This is a genomic window from Pseudomonas sp. SDO55104_S430 (assembly GCF_054070595.1).
In genome coordinates, this window is the sequence record NZ_JBSVXG010000021.1 from 1 (window position 1) to 19,617 (window position 19,617).

General features: G+C 61.2%; 13 protein-coding genes. 6 read left to right on the forward strand and 7 right to left on the reverse strand.

Annotated features, from left to right (window positions below):
* Window positions 1-113: 113 nt before the first annotated feature.
* On the reverse strand, window positions 114-857 hold the full coding sequence (locus ACW9JE_RS06600; RefSeq protein ID WP_457432284.1) for a phosphatase PAP2 family protein: 744 nt from the start codon (window positions 855-857) through the stop codon (window positions 114-116).
* A 217-nt stretch (window positions 858-1,074) separates the two neighbouring features.
* Between ACW9JE_RS06600 and colR the strand changes: the two genes are divergently transcribed.
* From colR to ACW9JE_RS06625, 5 genes are all read left to right on the forward strand, one after another.
* Window positions 1,075-1,758, forward strand: a complete 684-nt coding sequence (colR, locus tag ACW9JE_RS06605; protein WP_224541999.1) for a two-component system response regulator ColR — start codon at window positions 1,075-1,077, stop codon at window positions 1,756-1,758.
* Window positions 1,748-3,034 carry a sensor histidine kinase gene (locus ACW9JE_RS06610; protein ID WP_457432285.1) on the forward strand — a complete coding sequence of 429 codons (1,287 nt, stop codon included), beginning with the start codon at window positions 1,748-1,750 and terminating at the stop codon, window positions 3,032-3,034. The genes colR and ACW9JE_RS06610 overlap by 11 nt, the downstream gene beginning before the upstream one ends.
* 150 nt (window positions 3,035-3,184) lie before the next feature.
* Window positions 3,185-3,853 carry a class I SAM-dependent methyltransferase gene (locus ACW9JE_RS06615; protein ID WP_224542004.1) on the forward strand — a complete coding sequence of 223 codons (669 nt, stop codon included), beginning with the start codon at window positions 3,185-3,187 and terminating at the stop codon, window positions 3,851-3,853.
* 4 nt (window positions 3,854-3,857) lie between these two features.
* Complete coding sequence (locus tag ACW9JE_RS06620) at window positions 3,858-4,571, forward strand: lipopolysaccharide kinase InaA family protein (RefSeq protein WP_457432286.1); 714 nt, start codon at window positions 3,858-3,860, stop codon at window positions 4,569-4,571.
* 2 nt (window positions 4,572-4,573) lie between these two features.
* Complete coding sequence (locus ACW9JE_RS06625; protein WP_224542008.1) at window positions 4,574-4,792, forward strand: hypothetical protein; 219 nt, start codon at window positions 4,574-4,576, stop codon at window positions 4,790-4,792.
* Window positions 4,793-5,576: 784 nt separating this feature from the next.
* On the opposite strand, the gene ACW9JE_RS06630 is transcribed toward ACW9JE_RS06625, so the two are convergent.
* The 5 genes from ACW9JE_RS06630 to ACW9JE_RS06650 all read right to left on the reverse strand — a co-directional run bounded on the left by ACW9JE_RS06630 (window position 5,577) and on the right by ACW9JE_RS06650 (window position 13,650).
* Complete coding sequence (locus ACW9JE_RS06630) at window positions 5,577-8,654, reverse strand: multidrug efflux RND transporter permease subunit (protein WP_457432287.1); 3,078 nt, start codon at window positions 8,652-8,654, stop codon at window positions 5,577-5,579.
* Window positions 8,655-8,668: 14 nt separating this feature from the next.
* Entirely contained in the window at window positions 8,669-9,817 is a 1,149-nt protein-coding gene (locus ACW9JE_RS06635; RefSeq protein ID WP_224536371.1) for an efflux RND transporter periplasmic adaptor subunit, read from the reverse strand.
* A 201-nt stretch (window positions 9,818-10,018) separates the two neighbouring features.
* Complete coding sequence (locus ACW9JE_RS06640; RefSeq protein ID WP_457432288.1) at window positions 10,019-11,119, reverse strand: DUF1513 domain-containing protein; 1,101 nt, start codon at window positions 11,117-11,119, stop codon at window positions 10,019-10,021.
* Window positions 11,120-11,133: 14 nt separating this feature from the next.
* Window positions 11,134-12,198 (reverse strand): imelysin family protein, encoded by a 1,065-nt coding sequence (locus tag ACW9JE_RS06645; RefSeq protein WP_224536368.1) that lies wholly within the window; start codon window positions 12,196-12,198, stop codon window positions 11,134-11,136.
* Window positions 12,199-12,222: 24 nt separating this feature from the next.
* Complete coding sequence (locus ACW9JE_RS06650) at window positions 12,223-13,650, reverse strand: di-heme oxidoreductase family protein (RefSeq protein WP_457432289.1); 1,428 nt, start codon at window positions 13,648-13,650, stop codon at window positions 12,223-12,225.
* Window positions 13,651-13,849: 199 nt separating this feature from the next.
* Here ACW9JE_RS06650 and ACW9JE_RS06655 point away from each other — a divergent pair, with 199 nt between their 5' ends.
* Complete coding sequence (locus ACW9JE_RS06655; RefSeq protein ID WP_457432290.1) at window positions 13,850-18,025, forward strand: dermonecrotic toxin domain-containing protein; 4,176 nt, start codon at window positions 13,850-13,852, stop codon at window positions 18,023-18,025.
* A gap of 87 nt (window positions 18,026-18,112) precedes the next feature.
* Here ACW9JE_RS06655 and ACW9JE_RS06660 read toward each other — a convergent pair whose 3' ends face one another.
* On the reverse strand, window positions 18,113-19,468 hold the full coding sequence (locus tag ACW9JE_RS06660) for an imelysin family protein (RefSeq protein ID WP_224536361.1): 1,356 nt from the start codon (window positions 19,466-19,468) through the stop codon (window positions 18,113-18,115).
* Window positions 19,469-19,617: the final 149 nt, after the last annotated feature.

Consider the following 19,617-nt stretch of genomic DNA (forward strand, 5'->3'; position numbering starts at 1 on the left):
GCGGCCCTAAAAAATGGGCCTGCTGCGCAGTCCAACGGGGGCAAGCCCCCTCGCCACAGGTATGTGTTTATCTTAACTGACTGGCATTCAGGCTTGCCCGAGAAGGCGTCAGATCATGCGCCAACGACCTCGGCCTTGCTCACCTTCTCAACCGTGGACGCCGGCCGATACAGCAGCCAGTAATAAGACCCCAGACAAATCAGCCAGCAAAACACCGCCGTCCAAACGTTGTGCGAGAAAAAGTGCGCACCCTGCATCATCCGCCCGATGGAAAACACCGACCCCAAAGCGAAAGCGAAGACAAACGCCGCGCGAGCCAGCCGTGGTCGACGGTCGCGCAGCACGAAGAACAGCGCAAACAGCGTGAACCCGGTGGCGGCATGACCGCCAGGCCAGCACCGCCCGGGTTTTTCGGTCTGCGGACGAGGGCTCAGCAATTCGCTGTACTTTTCATGACCGCCGAACTGCTCAAGACTCCACGGGCACTGCACCGCAGTCACCGCTTTCATCGGTGTGACAAAGGAAGTCGCCAGCCCCAAGGACAACACCAGGCAGCCCAACTCGCGCTTGTAAGGTTTCAGCCGCTCGACAAAAAATGAACCCATGTAGCCGAAGATGGCCAATACCGAGAAGGCGATGACGACCTGCTTGGCGCGGTCATGCAGGATGTCTTCGAGGAAGTAACTGTGCCGGCCGATGAAGTCGCCGGCGACTGGATCGTAGAACAGATTGGCCAGGTTCATGTCCAGTGAAGTCAATTCGAGCAACACCAGAATGATCGCGGTGACGGCGGGAATCCCCAGGCAGATCCAGAAATTGAGCGGGCGTGAGGCGGGGCGAGTAACGGTCGAAACCATGGCAGTTCCTGGGGCGGTGAAGTGATCTGAGAGGCGCAACCGCGCGGATTATGAACCCGATCCCGTGGTCTGCTTGTGAATCGATAGTGAAAAAATCGTTAAGATTCGCGCTTTTTTCGCACAAGATTGGCAACTGCACGCAAGTCTGGCAGTGAGCCAGACTTGGCCGTAAGCTGCGCGGGCCAAGACGGCCGTTACTGTGTACGGAGAGATACCCATGCGAATTCTTTTGGTTGAAGACAACCGCGATATCCTGGCCAATTTGGCTGATTATCTGGGGCTCAAAGGCTACACCGTGGATTGCGCTCAGGACGGTCTGTCGGGCCTGCATCTGGCGGCCACCGAGCATTACGATTTGATCGTGCTCGACATCATGTTGCCCGGCATCGACGGCTACACCCTGTGCAAACGCCTGCGCGAAGATGCCCGTCGGGACACCCCGGTGATCATGCTGACCGCTCGCGATCAACTGGACGACCGCCTTCAGGGCTTCAAGTCCGGTGCCGACGATTATCTGATCAAACCATTCGCCCTGTCGGAACTGGCGGCGCGGGTCGAAGCAGTCATGCGTCGCTCCCAGGGCGGCGGTCGCCGCACCCTGCAGGTTGCCGACCTGAGCTATGACCTGGACACCCTGGAAGTCAGCCGCGAAGGCCGCTTGCTCAAACTCAACCCCGTCGGCCTGAAGCTGCTGGCGGTGTTGATGCAGAAAAGCCCACACGTTCTGCGCCGGGAAATTCTCGAAGAAGCCCTCTGGGGCGATGACTGCCCGGACAGCGACAGCCTGCGCAGCCATGTCCATCAATTGCGCCAGGTGATCGACAAACCCTTTGCCAAACCCCTGCTGCATACCGTGCACGGTGTGGGTTATCGCCTGGCAGAGGGGCGTGATGGAGTTTAAACAGAGCCTTGCCCAGCGGATCATCATCGCCTTTGCGCTGATGAGCGCACTGGTGGCCGGCGCCTTTGCCATGGGCATCGTGGCGACGGTGCACCTGGTGGAAGAAAAGCTGATCTCGGCGGGGCTGGGCGGCGACCTTCAGCGCCTGTTGTTGATGGATAACGTCTCCGACTGGAGCCATCGTCCCGAGCCGGACCAGCTGTTTTATTTCAGTGGCGGGCCGGGGGATTTCGAGCTGCCCAAGGATTTGCGGCATCTGGATTCGGGGTTTCACGAGGTATTTCGCGAGCAGCTGTCTTATCACGCGATGGTCGAAATCGTCGACGGACGGCGCTATGTGTTGCTGCAGGATCAGAGTGACTTCGAAGAGCGTGAGCGGGTGCTGTTCGCCGTGGTGCTGGTGGGTTTCGTACTGAGTCTTGCACTGGCGGTTTTCCTCGGCTGGGTCCTGGCGCGCAAGGTCATGGCGCCGGTCGTGCGACTGGCCCGCCAGGTGCGTCACCGCGATCAGTTGCTGGGGCTGGCGCCGCCCTTGGCTCCGGACTATGCAGCGGACGAGGTCGGTGAACTGGCGGTTGCTTTCGACGCAACCCTTGGACGCCTGCGCCAGGCATTAACCCGCGAGCGCTTGTTCACCAGCGACGTCAGCCACGAACTCCGTACGCCTTTGATGGTGCTCGCCAGTTCCTGTGAACTGCTGCTGGAAAACCCCGGGATCGATCAGCGCGGCCGGGCTCAGGTCGAACGAATTGCCCGTGCCAGTGAAGAAATGCGTGAATTGGTGCAAACCTTTTTGATGCTGGCCCGTGCCAAGCGCGAAGATGCCGGCATGTCGCCGCATCAGTCGCTCGCTCAGGTGGCCGATGGTCTGCTCAATCTGTGGCGCGAGCCGATCGAAGCCAAGGGTTTGCGGCTCATTTTTGAACCTGGCGAGCCGCAGGACGCGCGTTACAACGCGACACTACTGCACGCGGTGATGGGCAACCTGTTGCGCAACGCCTTGCATTACACCGAGCAGGGCTTCATTCGCCTGACGCTGACTGACAACGGTTTCATTGTGGAAGACAGCGGCGTCGGCATCCCCGAGGAAAAACGCGAAGCGATGTTCGAGCCGTTCGTGCGGGGCACGGAAAAGCGCGGCGACGGGTTGGGGCTTGGGCTTTCGCTGGTACAGCGAATCTGTGAAAACCAGGGCTGGACGGTCAGCCTGACCACCATGGAACCCAATGGTTGTCGTTTTCAGGTGGATCTGCACACGCCTGACCAGAAAGGCTGAAACACGAGTAATCCTGACAGGCGGCAGGCCCTGTAAAACCTCGAAATACTTCGAGGTTTTACATGACAAATTTTTCACAATCGCATGACCTGACGTCGACATTGGGCTGCCTAAGGTGGTTGCCATTCGAAAGTACAGGAGACCTTTGTGATGGCCGGCCCGATCAAACTTGATTTTTCCCAGAAATATGACGACGAACATGCCAAGCGCTATCTGCGCAAGCACAAGGATGGTCTGGGCCGTCGGCTGTCGCACTGGCGTGACGTTCAAATGGCCCGAAAGGCCCTGACGGCGGTCGGTGAGCCGGGCCTGGTACTTGATCTGCCCTGCGGCGCGGGACGCTTCTGGCCGATGCTGGCGGAAAAACCGAACCGCGTGATCATCGGCGCCGACAACTCCGAATCCATGATCAAGATCGCCACCCAGTCGCAACCGGCCGAAGTGGTAAAACGGGTACAACCCTTGCACACGTCTGCATTCGACATCGGCTTACCAGATAACGCCGTCGACAGCATATTCTGTATGCGTTTGCTTCATCACATCGGTGAGGCCGAGCATCGGCTGGCTATTTTGCGCGAATTCGAGCGCGTCAGCCGTGACAGCGTGATCCTTTCGCTGTGGGTGGATGGCAATTTCAAGGCCTGGAAACGCAAGCGCGCAGAGAAAACCCGTGGGCAGGAAGGTTACCAAAATCGATTTGTGTTACCTGCTGCTACGGTGGAGAAGGAATTTGAGCAGGCTGGGTTCCGAATTCAGGAACGTCTGGACTTTATACCGCTCTATGCCATGTGGCGAGTTTACGTATTACGCAAGAGGTAACAGGATGGCAGTGCAGTATGCAGAGGGATCGGGTATGGGTTCCGAGGACCGTTTCGACCATTTCTGGAATCAGCGCGGTGACTGGGTAGAAGAGCCCAATGTCCGTCGTGGTGGAGAAAGTGGCGTGCAACGGGTCATGGGCAGTGATGGTCAGCTGCTTTATGTGAAGCGCCAGACCGGGCATATCCATCGCTCGCTGCTGCACCCGTTCGGCCGGCCGACGGTTCTGCGCGAGCGTGATGCCCTCAATGGTGTGGGCAAACTCGGTGTTCGTGTGCCGCAGATCGTTTACTGCGGCGCACAGCGCGACCCTGTGCACAAATGGCGCGCATTGCTGGTCACCAAATCCCTGGATGGTTTCGATGAAATCGAAAACTGGTACGCGGCAGGTGGCCGGGAGCGTTACGGCGAGGTGGTGCATGATCGCGTGCTGAAGGATCTTGCCGAGAACCTGGCGCGCATGCACAAGGGGCGTTGGCAGCACAGTTGCTTGTATATCAAGCATGTGTTTTTGCGTGTGACGGGCGAAGGTGAGGCGGCCAAGGTCGAGGTGGCGCTGATCGATCTGGAGAAGTGCCGGCAGCGGATGACCGCGGGGCAAGCGGCGGCTCATGACATGAAGCAGCTGCGTCGCCACTCGTCGTTCAATCCGGCGGATTGGGGAAAGCTCGTCTACTTTTACAAGACGGCGTTTGGCAGCGCTATCAAAGGTTTATAGCGATGAAACTCGAAGTTGCGCGAGGTTTGTTTCTAGTAGGAGCCTTGGCAGTTGCTTCACTGGCGGTGGCTGCCTGGGAGCAGCCCCGCACGCAAGTTCTCAGTTCGGTTAATGGTGAAAGTTGTCCATTGCCGCGGGTGGTCAAAGCGGTATCGGCGAGTCAGCCGGATCATGATTTGTTGTTGTTTGTGTTTGGGATGTCGCAGGGATTGAAACCCTAGGGTTTGGAATGATTGAAGCCAACAAAAAAGGCCTCGCTGAATGCGGGGCCTTTTTATTGGCTTTGTGGCGATGCTCTTTTGGTTGGATACATATCCATTGCTGCGGGCGCGGCTGCTGTCTGTTCCGCCCTGACGGTCGGGTCACTTTTGGCAAACGCCCCAAAAGTAACCAAAAGGTCTCGCCCCAACGTTCGGTCCCTCGCCAAGGCTCGGGATCCCTTCGCTCCGGCATTCATCCGGGGGCATCGCCTCCGGTTTGCTTCGCTGCACCTCCTCTCGATGTGTGCGGCTTCGCCGCACGGCGCTGCGCGCCTGACCCCCGGATGAACGCCTCCACTCAGCCTGCCGACGGGGCGGGTGGATCAAAATCAAAAGCGAGGCGGCCTACCGGCCGGCCTGATCGGGATTGGTCCGTGTAGGAGCTGCCGAAGGCTGCGATCTTTTGATCTTGAAAGATCGCAGCCTCGTTCCACTCGACAGCTCCTACAGTGATCCGGGTCACCCACAGATCCTGCGTCCACCACAAAACCTGTAGGAGCGAGGCTTGCCCGCGAATTCGTCACCACAGACGACGCTGATTCTGTAAATGTACCCAATCCCATTGTGGGAGCGAGCCTGCTCGCGATGAATTCCCAGACACCGCGTGCAGGCGCCCCGCGTTATCGTTGACCACCATCGCGAGCATGCTCGCTCCTACAGTGTCCGGCGTCGGCCACAGATTTTGCATCCACCACAGAACCTGTGGGAGCGGGCTTGCTCGCGAATTCGGCGGGGCAGTCGACATCTATGTATCTGATCCACCGCCTTCGCGAGCAAGCCCCACGCCTACGGGGGTTGCAGGCTTGTCGGGTTTGGCCAGCAGGGTGTAGACGCAGGGCAGTACGAACAGCGTGAACAACGTGCCAATCGACATCCCCGTCGCGATCACCGTACCGATGTCGAATCGGCTGACCGCGCCCGCGCCGGTGGCGATGATCAGTGGGACCATGCCGAAGACCATGGCGGCGGTGGTCATGAGGACTGGGCGCAGGCGGATGGAGGCGGCTTCTTCTACGGCTTCGCGGGCGGTCAGGCCTTTTTCCTTGCGCAACTGGTTGGCGAATTCGACGATCAGGATCCCGTGTTTGCTGATCAGGCCGATCAAAGTCACCAGCCCGACCTGGGTGTAGATGTTCATGCTGGACCAGCCGAGGAACAGCGGCAGCAAGGCACCGCAGATCGACAGCGGCACGGTCACCAGGATCACCAGCGGGTCGCGGAAGCTTTCGAATTGTGCGGCCAGGACCAGGAAGATGATGGCCAGTGCCAGGGCGAAGGTGACCCACAGTGCACTGCCTTCCTGCACGTATTGCCGCGAGGCGCCGGCATAGTCGACGGCGAAACCTGCGGGGGCTTCTTCCCGGGCGATCTGGCGCACGGTGTCGATGGCTTCGCCCATGCTGACCAGGGGAACGCCGGAGAGGATCGCCGAGTTGAGTTGCTGGAACTGGTTCAGCTGTCTCGGTCGGGCCCGGTCCTTCACCGTGATCAGGGTCGAGAGGGCCAGCAGTTCATTGTTGTTGTTCCTGACGTAGTAGTTGTTCAGCCAGTCCGGGTTGTCCCGAAACGGTCGCTCGACCTGGGCGATGACCTTGTAACTGCGGCCCTCGATGGTGAAACGGTTGATTTCCGCCTCGCCCAGCAAGGTCGCCAGCGTTCCCCCCAGTTCCTGCATCGACACGCCCATCTGTGCGGCCTTGGCGCGGTCGATGTCCACCACCACTTCCGGCTTGTCGAAGGCCAGGTCGACGTCGACGAAGGCGAACTTGCCGGATTCGATTGCACGCTTCTTCACCCGGTCGACCACTTGTAGCAGCAACTCGTAATCGTTGGCGGTGTTGATGACGAACTGGAACGGCAGCCCCTCGCCGGTGCCCGGCAAAGAGGGCAGGTTGAAACCGAAAATCTGCAGGCCCGCGATGCCTTCGAGCTTGGCCTGAACATCGGGCAGGATCTGCATCTGGGTCCGGTCCCGGTCGTTCCAGGGCTTGAGCAGGAAGCCGCCGATGCCCGATTGCACGCCGTTGAAGCCGTTGATCTGGAATGAGGAGTAGTACTCGGGGAAGGCCTTGAAGATCGAAATGAATTCGTCGGTGTAGGCATTGAGATAGTCGAGGTTGGTCGGTTGCGGGGCGCTGGCAATCATGAAGATGATGCCTTGGTCCTCGTCCGGTGCCAGTTCCGACTTGGTGAACTTGAGCAACACCGGAATCAGGCACAGCACGATCACGGCAAAGACCAGCACCACCGGCCGGGTGTTGAGGGTGCCATGCAACATGCTCTGATAACGACGTTTGAGGCTTTCGAAAATCAGGTCGAGGCGGTGCGCCAAGCCGGTGGGGTTTTCGTCGTGGCGCAGCAGGTAGGCGCACATCATCGGTGACAACGTCAGGGCGACGACGCCGGAGATCACCACCGCTCCGGCCAGGGTCAGGGCGAACTCCTTGAACAATGCGCCGGTCAGCCCCGTCAGGAAGCCGATCGGCGCGTACACCGCCGCCAGGGTGATGGTCATCGAGACCACCGGCATGGCAATTTCCCGCGCGCCTTCGAGGGCGGCGTCAAACGGCGTCTTGCCCTCCTCGATATGCCGGTGAATGTTCTCCACCACCACGATGGCGTCGTCCACCACCAGACCGATGGCCAACACCATCGCCAGCAGGGTCAGCAGGTTGATCGAGTAACCCATCATCTGCATGAAGAACATCACGCCGATCATCGACAGCGGGATGGTCACCACCGGGATCACCACCGAACGCAGCGCGCCGAGGAACAGGAACACCACCACGATCACGATCAGCACCGCTTCGAACAGGGTTTTCACCACTTCATCGATCGACGCCTGAATGAACAGCGTGGCGTCATAGGCGATTTCGGCCTTGAGGTTGGGCGGAAGCTGGGCCTCGAGGTCCGGCATGATCTTGCGCACTTCCTTGATCACGTCGAGCGGGTTGGCGCCGGGCGTGGCCTTGATGCCGATGTACACAGACGGGGTGCCGCCGAAGGAACTGATGGTGTCGTAGTTTTCCGCGCCCATCTCCACCCGCGCGACATCGCGCAACAACACCCGGCTGTCGCCGTCGACCTTGAGCGGGATGGCGGAGAAGGCCTCGGCGGATTTGAGTTCCGTGCTGGCGTTGATGCTGGTGACCACGTACTCGCCTTTGACCTCGCCGGCGGCGGAGAGGAAGTTGTACTGGCGCACCGCATTGGTCACATCGCTTGCCGTCAGGCCGAAACCGGCGAGCTTCACCGGGTCCAGCCACAGGCGCATGGCGAACACCTGGTTGCCGAGAATCTCGGCTTCGGCCATGCCGGGCAGGGTCGCCAGCTTCGGCTGGATGACCCGCGACAGGTAGTCGGTGATCTGCGGGTTACTCAGTTCCTTGCTGAAGAAACTGATGTACATCAGCGCCGAGGCGTCTGCCGCTTCCTTGCTCAGGACCGGGTCTTCGGCGTCCTGGGGCAGTTGGTTCTTGACCTCGTTGGCCTTGGCCAGCAATTCCGTGAACAGCCGGTCGCTGTTGGCGCCGATGCGGGCGTAGATCGAAATCACCGAGAAGTTCTGGCGACTGACCGAGGTCATGTAGTCGATGCCCTCGGCACTCGCCAGGCTCTGTTGCATCGGCTGGGTGATGTAGCCCTGGATGGTTTCGGCGTTGGCCCCGGGGTAGGCGGTGGTGACCGTGATCAGAGCGTTTTCCATTTGCGGGTATTGGCGCAGCGGCAGCTTGCTCCAGGCCTGGAAGCCCAGCAGCACAATCAGCAGGCTCACCACGGTCGCGAGGACCGGGCGGCGGATGAACGGATCGGTAAAAGCCATTGGGAGTTCCTTGATCAGTCAGCGCGTGGCTGGCTGTTCTTCTCGGCCAGAGTCTTGTCATCGCTGATGGCGATGTGTGCACCGTTATCCAGTTTGATCTGCCCGGCGGTGACGACGGTTTCGCCGTTCTGCACGCCTTTGGTGATCATCACCATGCCGTCGCGACGTTCGCCGGTTTCGACGAAACGTCGTTCGGCCACCAGGATCGGCTGGCCCTTGTCGTCCTTCTCGACGCTGCCGTCTTCGGCTTTCTTCTGCGCGGCGACATACAGCGAGTTGCCATAGAGGGTGTAGGTGATCGCGCTTTCCGGTACGACGATGCGCGGCTGGGGATTGGGCAACATCACCTCGAGGCTGGCGAACATCCCCGGCAGCAACTTGCCGTCGGGGTTGGCCAGGGTCGCGCGCACCTGCATGTTGCGCGTGCTGTTTTCCAGTTTCGGGTTGATCGCGCTGATGGTGCCGGGGAAGGACTGGGTGGGATAGGCCGCAACGATTATTTCAACCGGCTGGCCGAGGGCGATTTTCGGCACCGACTGCTCGGGCACGAAGAAGTCCACATAGAGGCTGCTGAGGTCTTGCAGGGTGGCGATCTTGGTGCCGCTGGCAAGGTAGTCGCCGATGTCCACCTGACGAATACCGATGGTGCCGCTGAAAGGGGCGACGATGCTCTTTTTGCCCAGGGCGGCCTTGAGCTGATTGACCGTGGCCTTGCTCTTTTTCAGCACGGCGGAGAGGCGGTCGAATTCACCCTTGGAAATCGCCTGGCTGCCGACCAATTGGCTGCCTCGGCCAAAGTCCAGCTGGGCCAGCCCGAGGTCGGCCTGGGCGGTTTCCAGCAAGGCGGTTTCCACGGCGCTGTCGAGTCGCAGCAGCGGTTGACCGGCTTTTACCTTTTGCCCTGACTCGAACTGCAGATCGACGACCGTGCCGTCGGTCTCCAGGCTCAGGTCCACGCCCTGCAATGCCTTGAGCGTGCCGACCGTCGGCAGACGGGCCTGCCATGGCTTTTCGGCGGCCGTGGCCACGGCGACGCTGATGGGCGGCTTGGGCGCGGAGAAGCCCTGGATCATCGTATAGATGGAGAAGGCTTTGTACCCGGCCAGTACCAGCACGATCAGCAGCACAACACCCAACATGATCAGCATGCGGCGACGCAGCATATTTCCAGTTCCTTGGAGAAAATCAGGTGAGACAGGAAGGCACATTACCGCGAGTGGGAAGGGGATTCCAACTGCGGGTCGTCAAGGCTTGAGCGCGTGGCAGGTTGCGGAGGGGAAAGATCGCAGCCTTCGACAGCTCCTACAGGGTGGACATCATGCCCGAGCGGGAGTTGGCGAAGGTTGCGATCTTTTTCGCAGGATTTACGCCATCAAATGCAGATGGTTGTCCCAGAGCCCCGCGGGCAGCTCCAGTGGTTTTGCAACAAGGTTTGTCTGGCGGCAATCGTAGTAGCGGCAGCGGCCCTGGCCGGAGGTCACGACGAAGCCGTCGGCCACGGCGCCCACGCCTGCGCAATCGGGAAGCGGCGCGTCGAGGCGTACTTCGCCGCTGTCCAGGTCCCAGATGAAAAAACGGTTGCCCCGTGGCGCGGTCAACGCCACCAAGCGCAGGTCACTGTGCACCGCGACGCTGGCGGTGTAGTGCCCCATGGCCTGCAACTGGTGCTCGGGCACCGGGAACGCCACGAACGGCTTGCCCGGGCGCTTGATCGCCAGCAGCTCCGAACGCTCGTGGGAGGCGCCCATGAATTGCTGGCCGGCGACGATGGTGCCGTCGCTGGCGATCCCCAGATGCCTCACGCTGTTCATCTGCTGGGCCAGGGTTTCCTTGCTCAGCAGGGTGCCGTCGCGCTGCATCAGCACCAGGCTCGGCTCCATGGCGTCGAGGTTCATGTCGACACGGCTTTCCGCTTCGGTGCGAATGCCGCCGTTGGCCACCACCAGGGTTTCGCCATCCGGCATCCAGGACACCTGATGCGGGCCCAGGCCGTGGGTGGAAATCTCGCCGCTGTGCACCAGCCGCTCGCCTTCGAACTTGTACACACCGAGCAGGCCGCGACCCGGATCGGTGGTGTCGTTCTCGGTGGCGTACAGCCAGTCGCCACTCTGGTGAATCACCGCATGGCCATAGAAATGCCGATTCGGTTGCGAGGTGATGGTTTGCAGCAGCGTGCCGTCACGCAAGTCGATCAGGTAGCTCTCGGTGCCCGGGCGCCTAGCGACGAACAGGGCGATGGGCTGCGTCGGGTGATTGATGATGTCGTGACAGCGCTGACCGACCTGGGTGGCGAACACCCGGGTGCCGTCCAGCCGATACCCGGCGGCGTAGTGCCGGCCGTCGGTATCGTCCCGTGCCGACAGCAGCAGCGGGCTCTGATCCTTGCGCTTGAACAGCGTCCAGCCGCCCAGTGTCACTGCTCCCAGCAGCAAACTACCTAAAGTCAGAGCCTGACGTCGCAGCATGGCACTTGTCCTCATCAGTCACCGTCGTTGGCGTTGAAGCCCAGTTGGATGCCCAGCGCCTTGGCCAGTTCGCCTTCGTGCAGGCGGTGGACGACGTTCAGGCTGTCGTAGATATCGTTGAGTTGCTGGCGACCTGCGTCGTCGTTGAGCATTTCGGTCAGCGAGCGCTGGTTGCTGGCGAACAGCTTGAGCGAGGCGGCATAGGCGGCATCGATCTTGTCGGCCAGGGCTTTCTGCTCGCTCGGCAACAGGCCGCGCAGGCCTTTGTTGTCGACGCCTTCCCAGACGGTCTTGGCGGCGGCGAGGCTGGCTTCCATGCTGGTCAGGGACGACTGGCTGCGCCAGGCATCGGCCTGGAACGGCTGCGGTACGCCCTTGGTCTGGCGGCCCATCGGCGTGCCGAGTTTCTTCTTCAGGCTGTCCAGTGCGGTGACCTGTACGCGCAGCAGATCGGCGATCGCTTCGTGGGAGTCGGCGTAACGCTGGTTCGGGAACTTGCTCATTTGCGCGAGCATGCCGTCAGTGTTGTTCCAGGTTTTCAGGATCTCCTCAGCCAGTTGCTTCTGGCGCTCGCCGATGGCGATCAGCAGCGGGCAGTACTTGGCTTTCTGTTCGGCATTGGCCACATCGGGCTTGCTGTCGAACAGGATGTATTCGTAGGCCGACAGGCCCTGGACCACAACGCTGGACTTGGCCAGTTCAGCGGCATTGATCTGCGGCTGGGCGGTGACCAGTTGCTCGACCTGACGGCCGACGAGGTTTTTCTTGTCCGGCCAGAACTGCACCTGCCACGAACGGTTGCCCTCGGCCAGCGGCCCGATCAGCAGCGGTTGCAACTCGGCCCAGGCTTTTTGCGCGTGAAGGAAGTCGGCACGGGCGGTTTCCAGGGTTTCCTTGCCTTCGCAGTAGGCCAGGGCGCTGACGGCCAACTGACGGTCGGCTTCGACCCAGCGGGTGTAGGTCGGCAGGATCACCGATTTGGCGATGGCCGCCGAGGTGACGGCTTGCGGGTCCTGGGGCGAGCAGGCGCCCAGGGCAAGCGCGGCAAGGCTGGTGAACAACAGTTTGGGACGGAACATGTCGGGCTCCCGCGGGAATGGGTATTAAAGGGAATTCAGGAACGCCAGCAACGCAGCGCGCTGCTCGGCATCGAAAGTCAAAACCTGTTGCTGCGCCTTTTTCGCTTCGCCGCCATGCCAGAGCACGGCTTCGAGCAGATTGCGGGCGCGGCCGTCATGCAGGAACTGGGTGTGGCCGCCGACCGCTTCGGTCAGACCGATACCCCACAACGGCGGTGTGCGCCAGTCGCGGCCACCGGCCTTGAATTCAGTGCGGTTGTCGGCCAGGCCGTCGCCCATGTCGTGCAGCAGCAGATCGCTGTAAGGGCGAATCACTTGATTGGCCAGTTCAGGTTCGGCGGCGTTGGCGGCGGTGGTGTACTTGGGGGTGTGACAGGACTGGCAGCCAGCCTGATAAAACAGGTTCTTGCCGGCCAGCACTTCAGGCGCGCCGACATCGCGGCGCGCCGGTACGGCGAGGTTGCGGCTGTAGAACAGCACCAGACGCAGGATGTTGTCGCTGACTTCAGGCTCGCCCTGCGGGCCATTGCCGTTCGGGGCCTGCTTGCAGGTGGTTTGCGCGTCCGTGCAGTCATCAAAGGGTCTCAGGCTGGTGGTGAGGCCCATATCACCAGAAAACGCGTGAACATTTTGTTGATTGAGGTTCGGTTGTCCGGCTTTCCAGCCAAACCGGCCGAGAACGGTTTTCTGCTGGGCGTCATCCCAGACCCGGTTCGGGCGGCCTGCGATGCCCTTGTTCTCCTTCGCCTGAGCCTCGGCGTTGGCCAGGATGGCCTCGTCGGGAATGGCTTCGAGCAGGCCCAGGCCGATCATCGGCGGGGCGATCCGGGCCGAGAAACGAGTGTCGGGGTGCATCGGGCCATAACCCAACTGAGTGATGTTCAGGGTCGGCTTGCGTAGCTCGACTTCAGTGCCGTCCTTGAAACGCACCGACACCGGCGTGTAATCGACCCGCACCTTGCCCTCCGGAACGACGCCGGGAATGGCCATGTCCTGGAACTGTCCGCCGTAGACCGGCTCGGGCACGACGCCCTGTTGCTCGATGATTTTCGCGTAGGCCGGGTCATCGGGAATTGACAGGCGCACCAGCATCGACACGGCGCTGGTCGCATCCGGCCCCGGCGGATGACCGCGGCCGTCCTTGACGTGGCAGTTCTGGCAGGCGTTGGTATTGAACAGCGGGCCGAGGCCGTCGCGGGCGGTGGTGGTCGCCGGCGCGATCACCCAGGGGTTGCGAAAGAAGCTGTTGCCGACGCTGAAGTCCACGCGCCGCGAGGGCGGCAGGTTGGCGGAGGGCAGCGAAAAGGCGTTCTGATCAGTCTTGCGCACGGTCGCGCTGCCCCCGGAGCGGGCTTCACCGGGCTCTGCCTTGGTAAAACGCGGGGCGTCATCGCAGGCACTCAGGCCCAGGGCCAGAACCAGTGCGGACAAGCGAAGAAGCAGCGGGGGCATCAGAGATCCTGCAAGACGGGCAAAACAAAGGCGCAAAGTCTAACAGGGCAGGGGAGTTTGAATAAGAGGAATTATTGTTTGCTTGCACGCAAAGCGGCGCCTGAGGCCGTGTAGACCCGCTTTCTCATAGATATGTACCGCCCCGTGCATTTGGCGCGCGGACAGGATGCCGGTCCTCTTTCAACCGGAGTTATGCGCCATGCCTCATCAAGCCCAATCAACCGTGCGGACCGCGTTGTCCATCGCCCGGGCTACCCCGGCCCAGATCACCCTGCAAGAACGGCTGTCGGAAGTGGACATTCGACTGGCCGAGCGATTTGCCGCCCAGCCTCATTTTCATGAGTTCGTCCGGCAGGCATTCGAAAAACAATTCCCCACCCTGAGCCCCGCACCCGATTTATCGCTGACTTTCATCAGCCATGACGACACTCGGCAGACGACCGAACCCAGCCTGATGGACGCCGTGGTGCGGCGCATAGTCAGCGGCAAGGCTTCGGATCTGGCCGAACGCAAGGCCGTGTTCCTCCGAGCCACCGACACGGGCGCAGAGCCCGCGCCCTACACCGCACTGACACCCGAGGCGTTCGATGCCTTTCTCGACAAGTTGACCGCAGACCTGCCGGCGCAATACACGCAGCACCTGCAGCGCTACTGGACCACGGCCTGCAGCCCGACGGATGTGCGCACCTACAAACAGTGGCTGGTGGCGACACGCATCGATCAGTTGAAGGCCGAAGTCGCTCTGCTCAAAAGCGATGGTCTGTTCAGCGCCACTGCCGCGACCCTGTTCGACAAGATCCTGCGTTATCCGGATGCAATGGCCCGGCAGACGCTGGAAGACTATCGCCCATGCGTTTACGCCGTTGCCCTCCAGGACGCCGAGGCGAATGCGATGACGCTGCATGGAGCCTTCATTCTGACCTCGCGAGACCCGCAGGACGGCGAGGTGCGCTGGGAAAGCGAAGTGACCGCTCCGGTGGTGCGGCCCGTCGATCCAAGCGCCAATGTCGGCACAGTGTTGCTGTTCACACCGAACAATGGCCTGGAAGAGTTCGAGTCCCTAGCCACTCTTGATCGCGAACTGCACCGTCGCCTGAGCCACGCCATGGAGTTCGCAACCTTGAGCGCACTGGTCACCGACACCGAGCAGCCGCGAGTGCTGGCGCTGCAAGGCAAGGCACCGGAACGCGACTCGCTGAAATACCTGGAGCGCCTGGACTCTCCCTTTGAACACGGCATCGAATCGCAATGCCGACTGATCGAGAAAAACCTCGAGTCGACCCTCGCCCGTTACGTAAAGCAGGGCGTGCATGCGGACATGGCGAACCTGCCCGGCGCCATCGACCGGGTGACCGACCTGCGGCGCGCCTTCGCCATCCAGCCGATTCTGCAAGCCCGGCTGCGCAAACAGTGCAAGGCCCGCCTGATCGCGTTTCTGCAAGGCGCTTCCCGTGCCGATCAGGAGGCCTGGGCCAAGGCTTTCACGAACTACACCGAGGCGTTGGCCAGTCTGTCGGAGTACGAGGGCTTGCCATCGTTGGCCCAGTTCAGCGACCGGCGACAACTGTTGGCCTACAGCAACCGTCAATTGCGCGCAGCGCTGGAAGTCGAGCACGGCCTGACGGTGAATCCGGACGATATCGTGGTGCACACCAAGGAGCCGGAACTGCCAAGCAATTCGATTCCTTCCGGCGCCCCCGGTACCTCTATCCGTGAGCCGGGGGATTTCAAGTTCAAGCATCGCCAGCGAACCCTGACCGAGCTGGCGCTGGATAACCTTTCCGGAATCGACCACAACTTCACCCGCTACTCCAGGTTGAGCCTGAAAACCACCGAAGCGTCCTACGACGGCCTGACCCTCGAGCAGGTCAAGGAACTGGTGCGTTCGGTCAATGTCGGCCAGAGCTATCAGGATTTCCTCAAGTCCAGTCTGGTCAGCTCGCCGGCGGCATTGGCACGCAAGCAATCCTTCGCCGGCCTGTTCGAGCGGCAGATCCGGCTCGATGCCATCGAAGCCCGGATCAACGGCGACTTTCTTCCCGACCGCCTGGAGCGTGGCTTCAATTGGGTGCAAGCGGTCCTCGATGCCCCGGAGGACAGCGATCAACGCAAAACCGTTGAAGGTCATCGGATTATTGTCCAGAGCCTGCAATTACGCGGGCAAAGGGTGCGCGGCGTGCTGTTGTTCGCGACGGCTTCGGCCGGAACCAGCTCGGTCGTGGCCTACACGCCGGGGGCGCCGGACGGGCGCGTGTTCCATGAATACGTGAAAGAGCGCCTGATCGCCGACTTTGTCCACAACAGTTCCTGGCGCGACTATCTGGTGGGACGCGTGGATCGGGCTAGCCAGGCGCAGGTCCAGGCCACCTTGAAGGGCCGGGGCGATGTCTCGACCGTGCACATGGCCAACATCGCCAAAAACATTTTCGAAGACGCCTACGAGGTCGAGGCCAATTTCGCGATCAATGACGCGACGGCCCAGGTCACCACCACCCGCCAGACCAATGTCGAGACGGGCCTATTCGTCGTCACCACGGTGATCGATGTCCTGACGCTGGTACTGCCGGTGCATGTCACGCTGCCCGTGGGGGTGGCCAGGAGTCTGATTTCCATCTTCAACGCCGTGGATACGGCGCAGATCGGCGATCGTACGGGGGCTGCCCATCACATCGTCCGCGCGTTGGCGGAATTCACCGGGGTGCTGATCGATAGCGTCATGGGCGCGGCACTGCTGCGGGGCAAGCCTGCGGTCAAGGTCGAAGCGGGAAGCCGGGCCCTGGATCCACAGACGGCCCTGCGCAAAAAGCCGGGCGGACTGCTCGAACTCAAGGGCTGGGAAGGCAAGGGCATCTACTACAAGCCGGCCAACGAATTCAGCGCCAGACAGTATTTTCTCCATGAGCGCAAACGCTGGTATTCGCTCATCAACGAGGGGTTTGAACAGACCTGGCGAATCCGCGATGCACGCAAGGCGTATCAGATCTACTACAGCCCGATCCGCCAGAATCCGCGAGGGGGATGGGAGATCGGCAACGCTGGCAATGCACCGAGATTGCTGGGCGGCAACTCACCGCAGAGTGCACTTCGCGACCTGTATCCGTTTCTTGATGAGCGGCAGGTCGAGCGAGTGTTCGAGTCCTTCGCGTTTCCCCGGGGGCGTGAAGTCGAGTTGGGGTTGAGCTTTGTGCAGCATCTGCGTTCGGGGGCTGCACTGGATGCGTTCGGTCAGTATCTGCTGGTCAGCGACCAGATCCTGCGCATGCGTCTGCTGGGGCATGGCGTGCCGGCTGGTTTTACCGGTGGGGGTGTGGTTCGCGAACCGTCTGCGTCGGGTAGCGGAGCGAGCAGGGCGCCCGCGCCATTGCCCCCGACTCGCGTTCGACCGGCCCATGAACGATTCATGGAGTGGGGGCAGGTCATCGACGCTGCGGATGTGCAACTGCAAAACGCCGAGTTGGGTCTTTACCGGCGCACAGGCGGCGACCCGTCTTTGGTGGGGCGTGACTACATCAAGATCGACGACCACTATTACCCGATCCTGCCGGCGGGAAGTATCGCCTCACCCCATCTGGCGTTCAGGTTCGACGATCGGATAGATGTCAGGCATTTTGCCCAGTTCGAGCACCTGATCTGGGCGGATCCCTTCAGTCAGCCGCGTCCGGTGTTTTTTGCCTCCGAAGACAAACTCTGGGTCACTTCGGCCTCTTTACCTTTCGAGAAAACCATCAGCACTTACGTGGCCGATGCGTTCCCGACGTTCAGCTCCAGCAGTCAGCAGCAGGCCGCGCAAACACTGTTCGGGCTGACGAATCCCAACGGCCTGACCGCTTCGGGATTGGCCAGGCTTCACCGCACCCTGAAGACCTGGCGCAATCGCTCCACCCCTGATGCGGCGTTGGGTGGCATCGTGGGTGACCCGCTATCCCTGCTGCCGGCGACGCCAAAGAACTCGACGGGCCAGTGGCTGCTTGGGGAATATTCGACGCTCTATAATCGGGTGCAATTGCGCACCGAAGGCGTCGACATGCTGTTGCACGCGGTGATGAGTTCCGGGACCGAGGAGTCGATACGGGTGCTGATGTCCGAGCGCCTGGTCGGCAGCGGATACGAAATGCTTTCGGGCTACCGTCTGGGTTCCGAGTTGCTGTTCAGGCGTCCCGGGCGTCCTCAATTGTTCTGGCTGTCATTGCGCAGAGTCCGCGGGCACGTGGTCGATGGCAGTGCTTACGTCGCGCCTCGCGTCGAGCTGATGGACACGGCCACTCGGGCGCTGGTCACGAGGGCTCAGGCCAGTAACGATCTTGTGGCGTTGGTGGGAGGCGTTCGTTTACCCAGCGCAGGTACGGCGCTCGAAATCTTTGTGTTCAAGGCATGAAGCCCTGATAGCAGGGTAAAAATATCGATATAAAAAAAGCCCCGACTCGTCGGGGCTTTTTCATGGGGCGTTGAAACCGGCGTTTGATCAGAACTCGTGATCAGCGTTGTCCGGGTTCAGGTCGGCGATACCCAGTTTGCCGGCAGCGGCTTCGATCGAACCGGTCTGCTTGACCAGGGACGCGATGGCGTCACGCACGATCTGGTTGCCAGCGGTGTTGCCGGCGGCGATCAGCTGGTCATAGTGCTCACCCTTGTTGGCGTGATCGACGATGACCTGCATCTTGGCTTCGGTGTTGGCCAGGTCGGCCTTCAGCGCGGTGTCGGTGGCCGGGTCGATTTTCGCGACCAGGGACGACAGGCTGGCACCGGTCATCTTGGTGCCGTCGACGCGGGTGTACTCGCCCAGGTAGACGTTACGAATGCCCTTGGCATCGTAAAACTGCGAGTTATGGGTGTTGTCGCTGAAGCAGTCGTGTTCGTCTTCAGGGGAGTTGGCTTCCAGGGAAACCTTCATGCGCTCGCCCGCCAGTTCGCCCAGAGACAGGCTGCCCATGCCGAACAGCATTTTGCGCAGGCCGCTTTCGCCTGGCTCGGCTTCCAGGGTGGCGCGGTAGTTGTCGGCCACGTTCGGCTTCCAGTTACCGACCATTTCTTCCAGGTCGCTGACCAGCAGTTGGGTCACGGCTTTGAGGTAAGCGCGACGACGCTCGTTGTGACCGCCGGTGGCGCCGGCGCCTTCCAGGTAGTCCGAAGCAGGACGGTTGCCGGCGCCAGGGCCGGTGCCGTTCAGGTCCTGGCCCCAGAGCAGGAATTCGATGGCGTGGTAGCCGGTGGCGACGTTGGCCTCGGAACCGCCCAGCTCGTTCAGGCTGGCGAGTTTTTCCGGGGTGATCTCTTTCACGTCGATCTTGTCTTCGCCGACCTGAATTTCGGTGTTGGCGATGATGTTGGCGGTGGCGCCCGGGTTACCCAGTGCGTGCTCGTAGGATTTGTCGACGTAGTCGATCAGGCCTTCGTCCAGTGGCCAGGCGTTCACCTGACCTTCCCAGTCGTCGATGATGGTGTTGCCGAAGCGGAACACTTCGCTCTGCAGGTAAGGAACGCGGGAGGCGATCCAGGCTTCGCGGGCCGCTTTCAGGGTGTCGGCGTTCGGCTTGGCCAGGAACGCGTCGACGGCGGTTTGCAGGGTCTTCGCGGTGGATTCGGCATCGCTGTAGACGGCGAAAACCATGTCGGCGTAGTGGGCGACAACGGCTTTGGCGGCGGCTTCATCGACTTTGCCGGCAGCGGCAGGCGCGGCGGCTGGAGCAGCCGGGGCAGCAGCGGTGCTGGCAGCAGGTGCAGGTGCGGCAGCTTTTTCTTTGTCTTTGCCTTCACCGCAACCGGCGAGGGAAATTGCGATGGCCAACAGACTGGCGGTAGCCAGAGGCATACGAATCATGGCGAACATCCTGCTTCGAGAGGGGGTGGTGTGGCGCGTTCGGTGCGCAAAACTGCGACATAATGCAAATCTTTCGCATTATGTGTAAAGAGTTGTTCTTGGAAATATTTCCTATTCAGACCGATCTGTAGGAGCGAGCATGCTCGCGA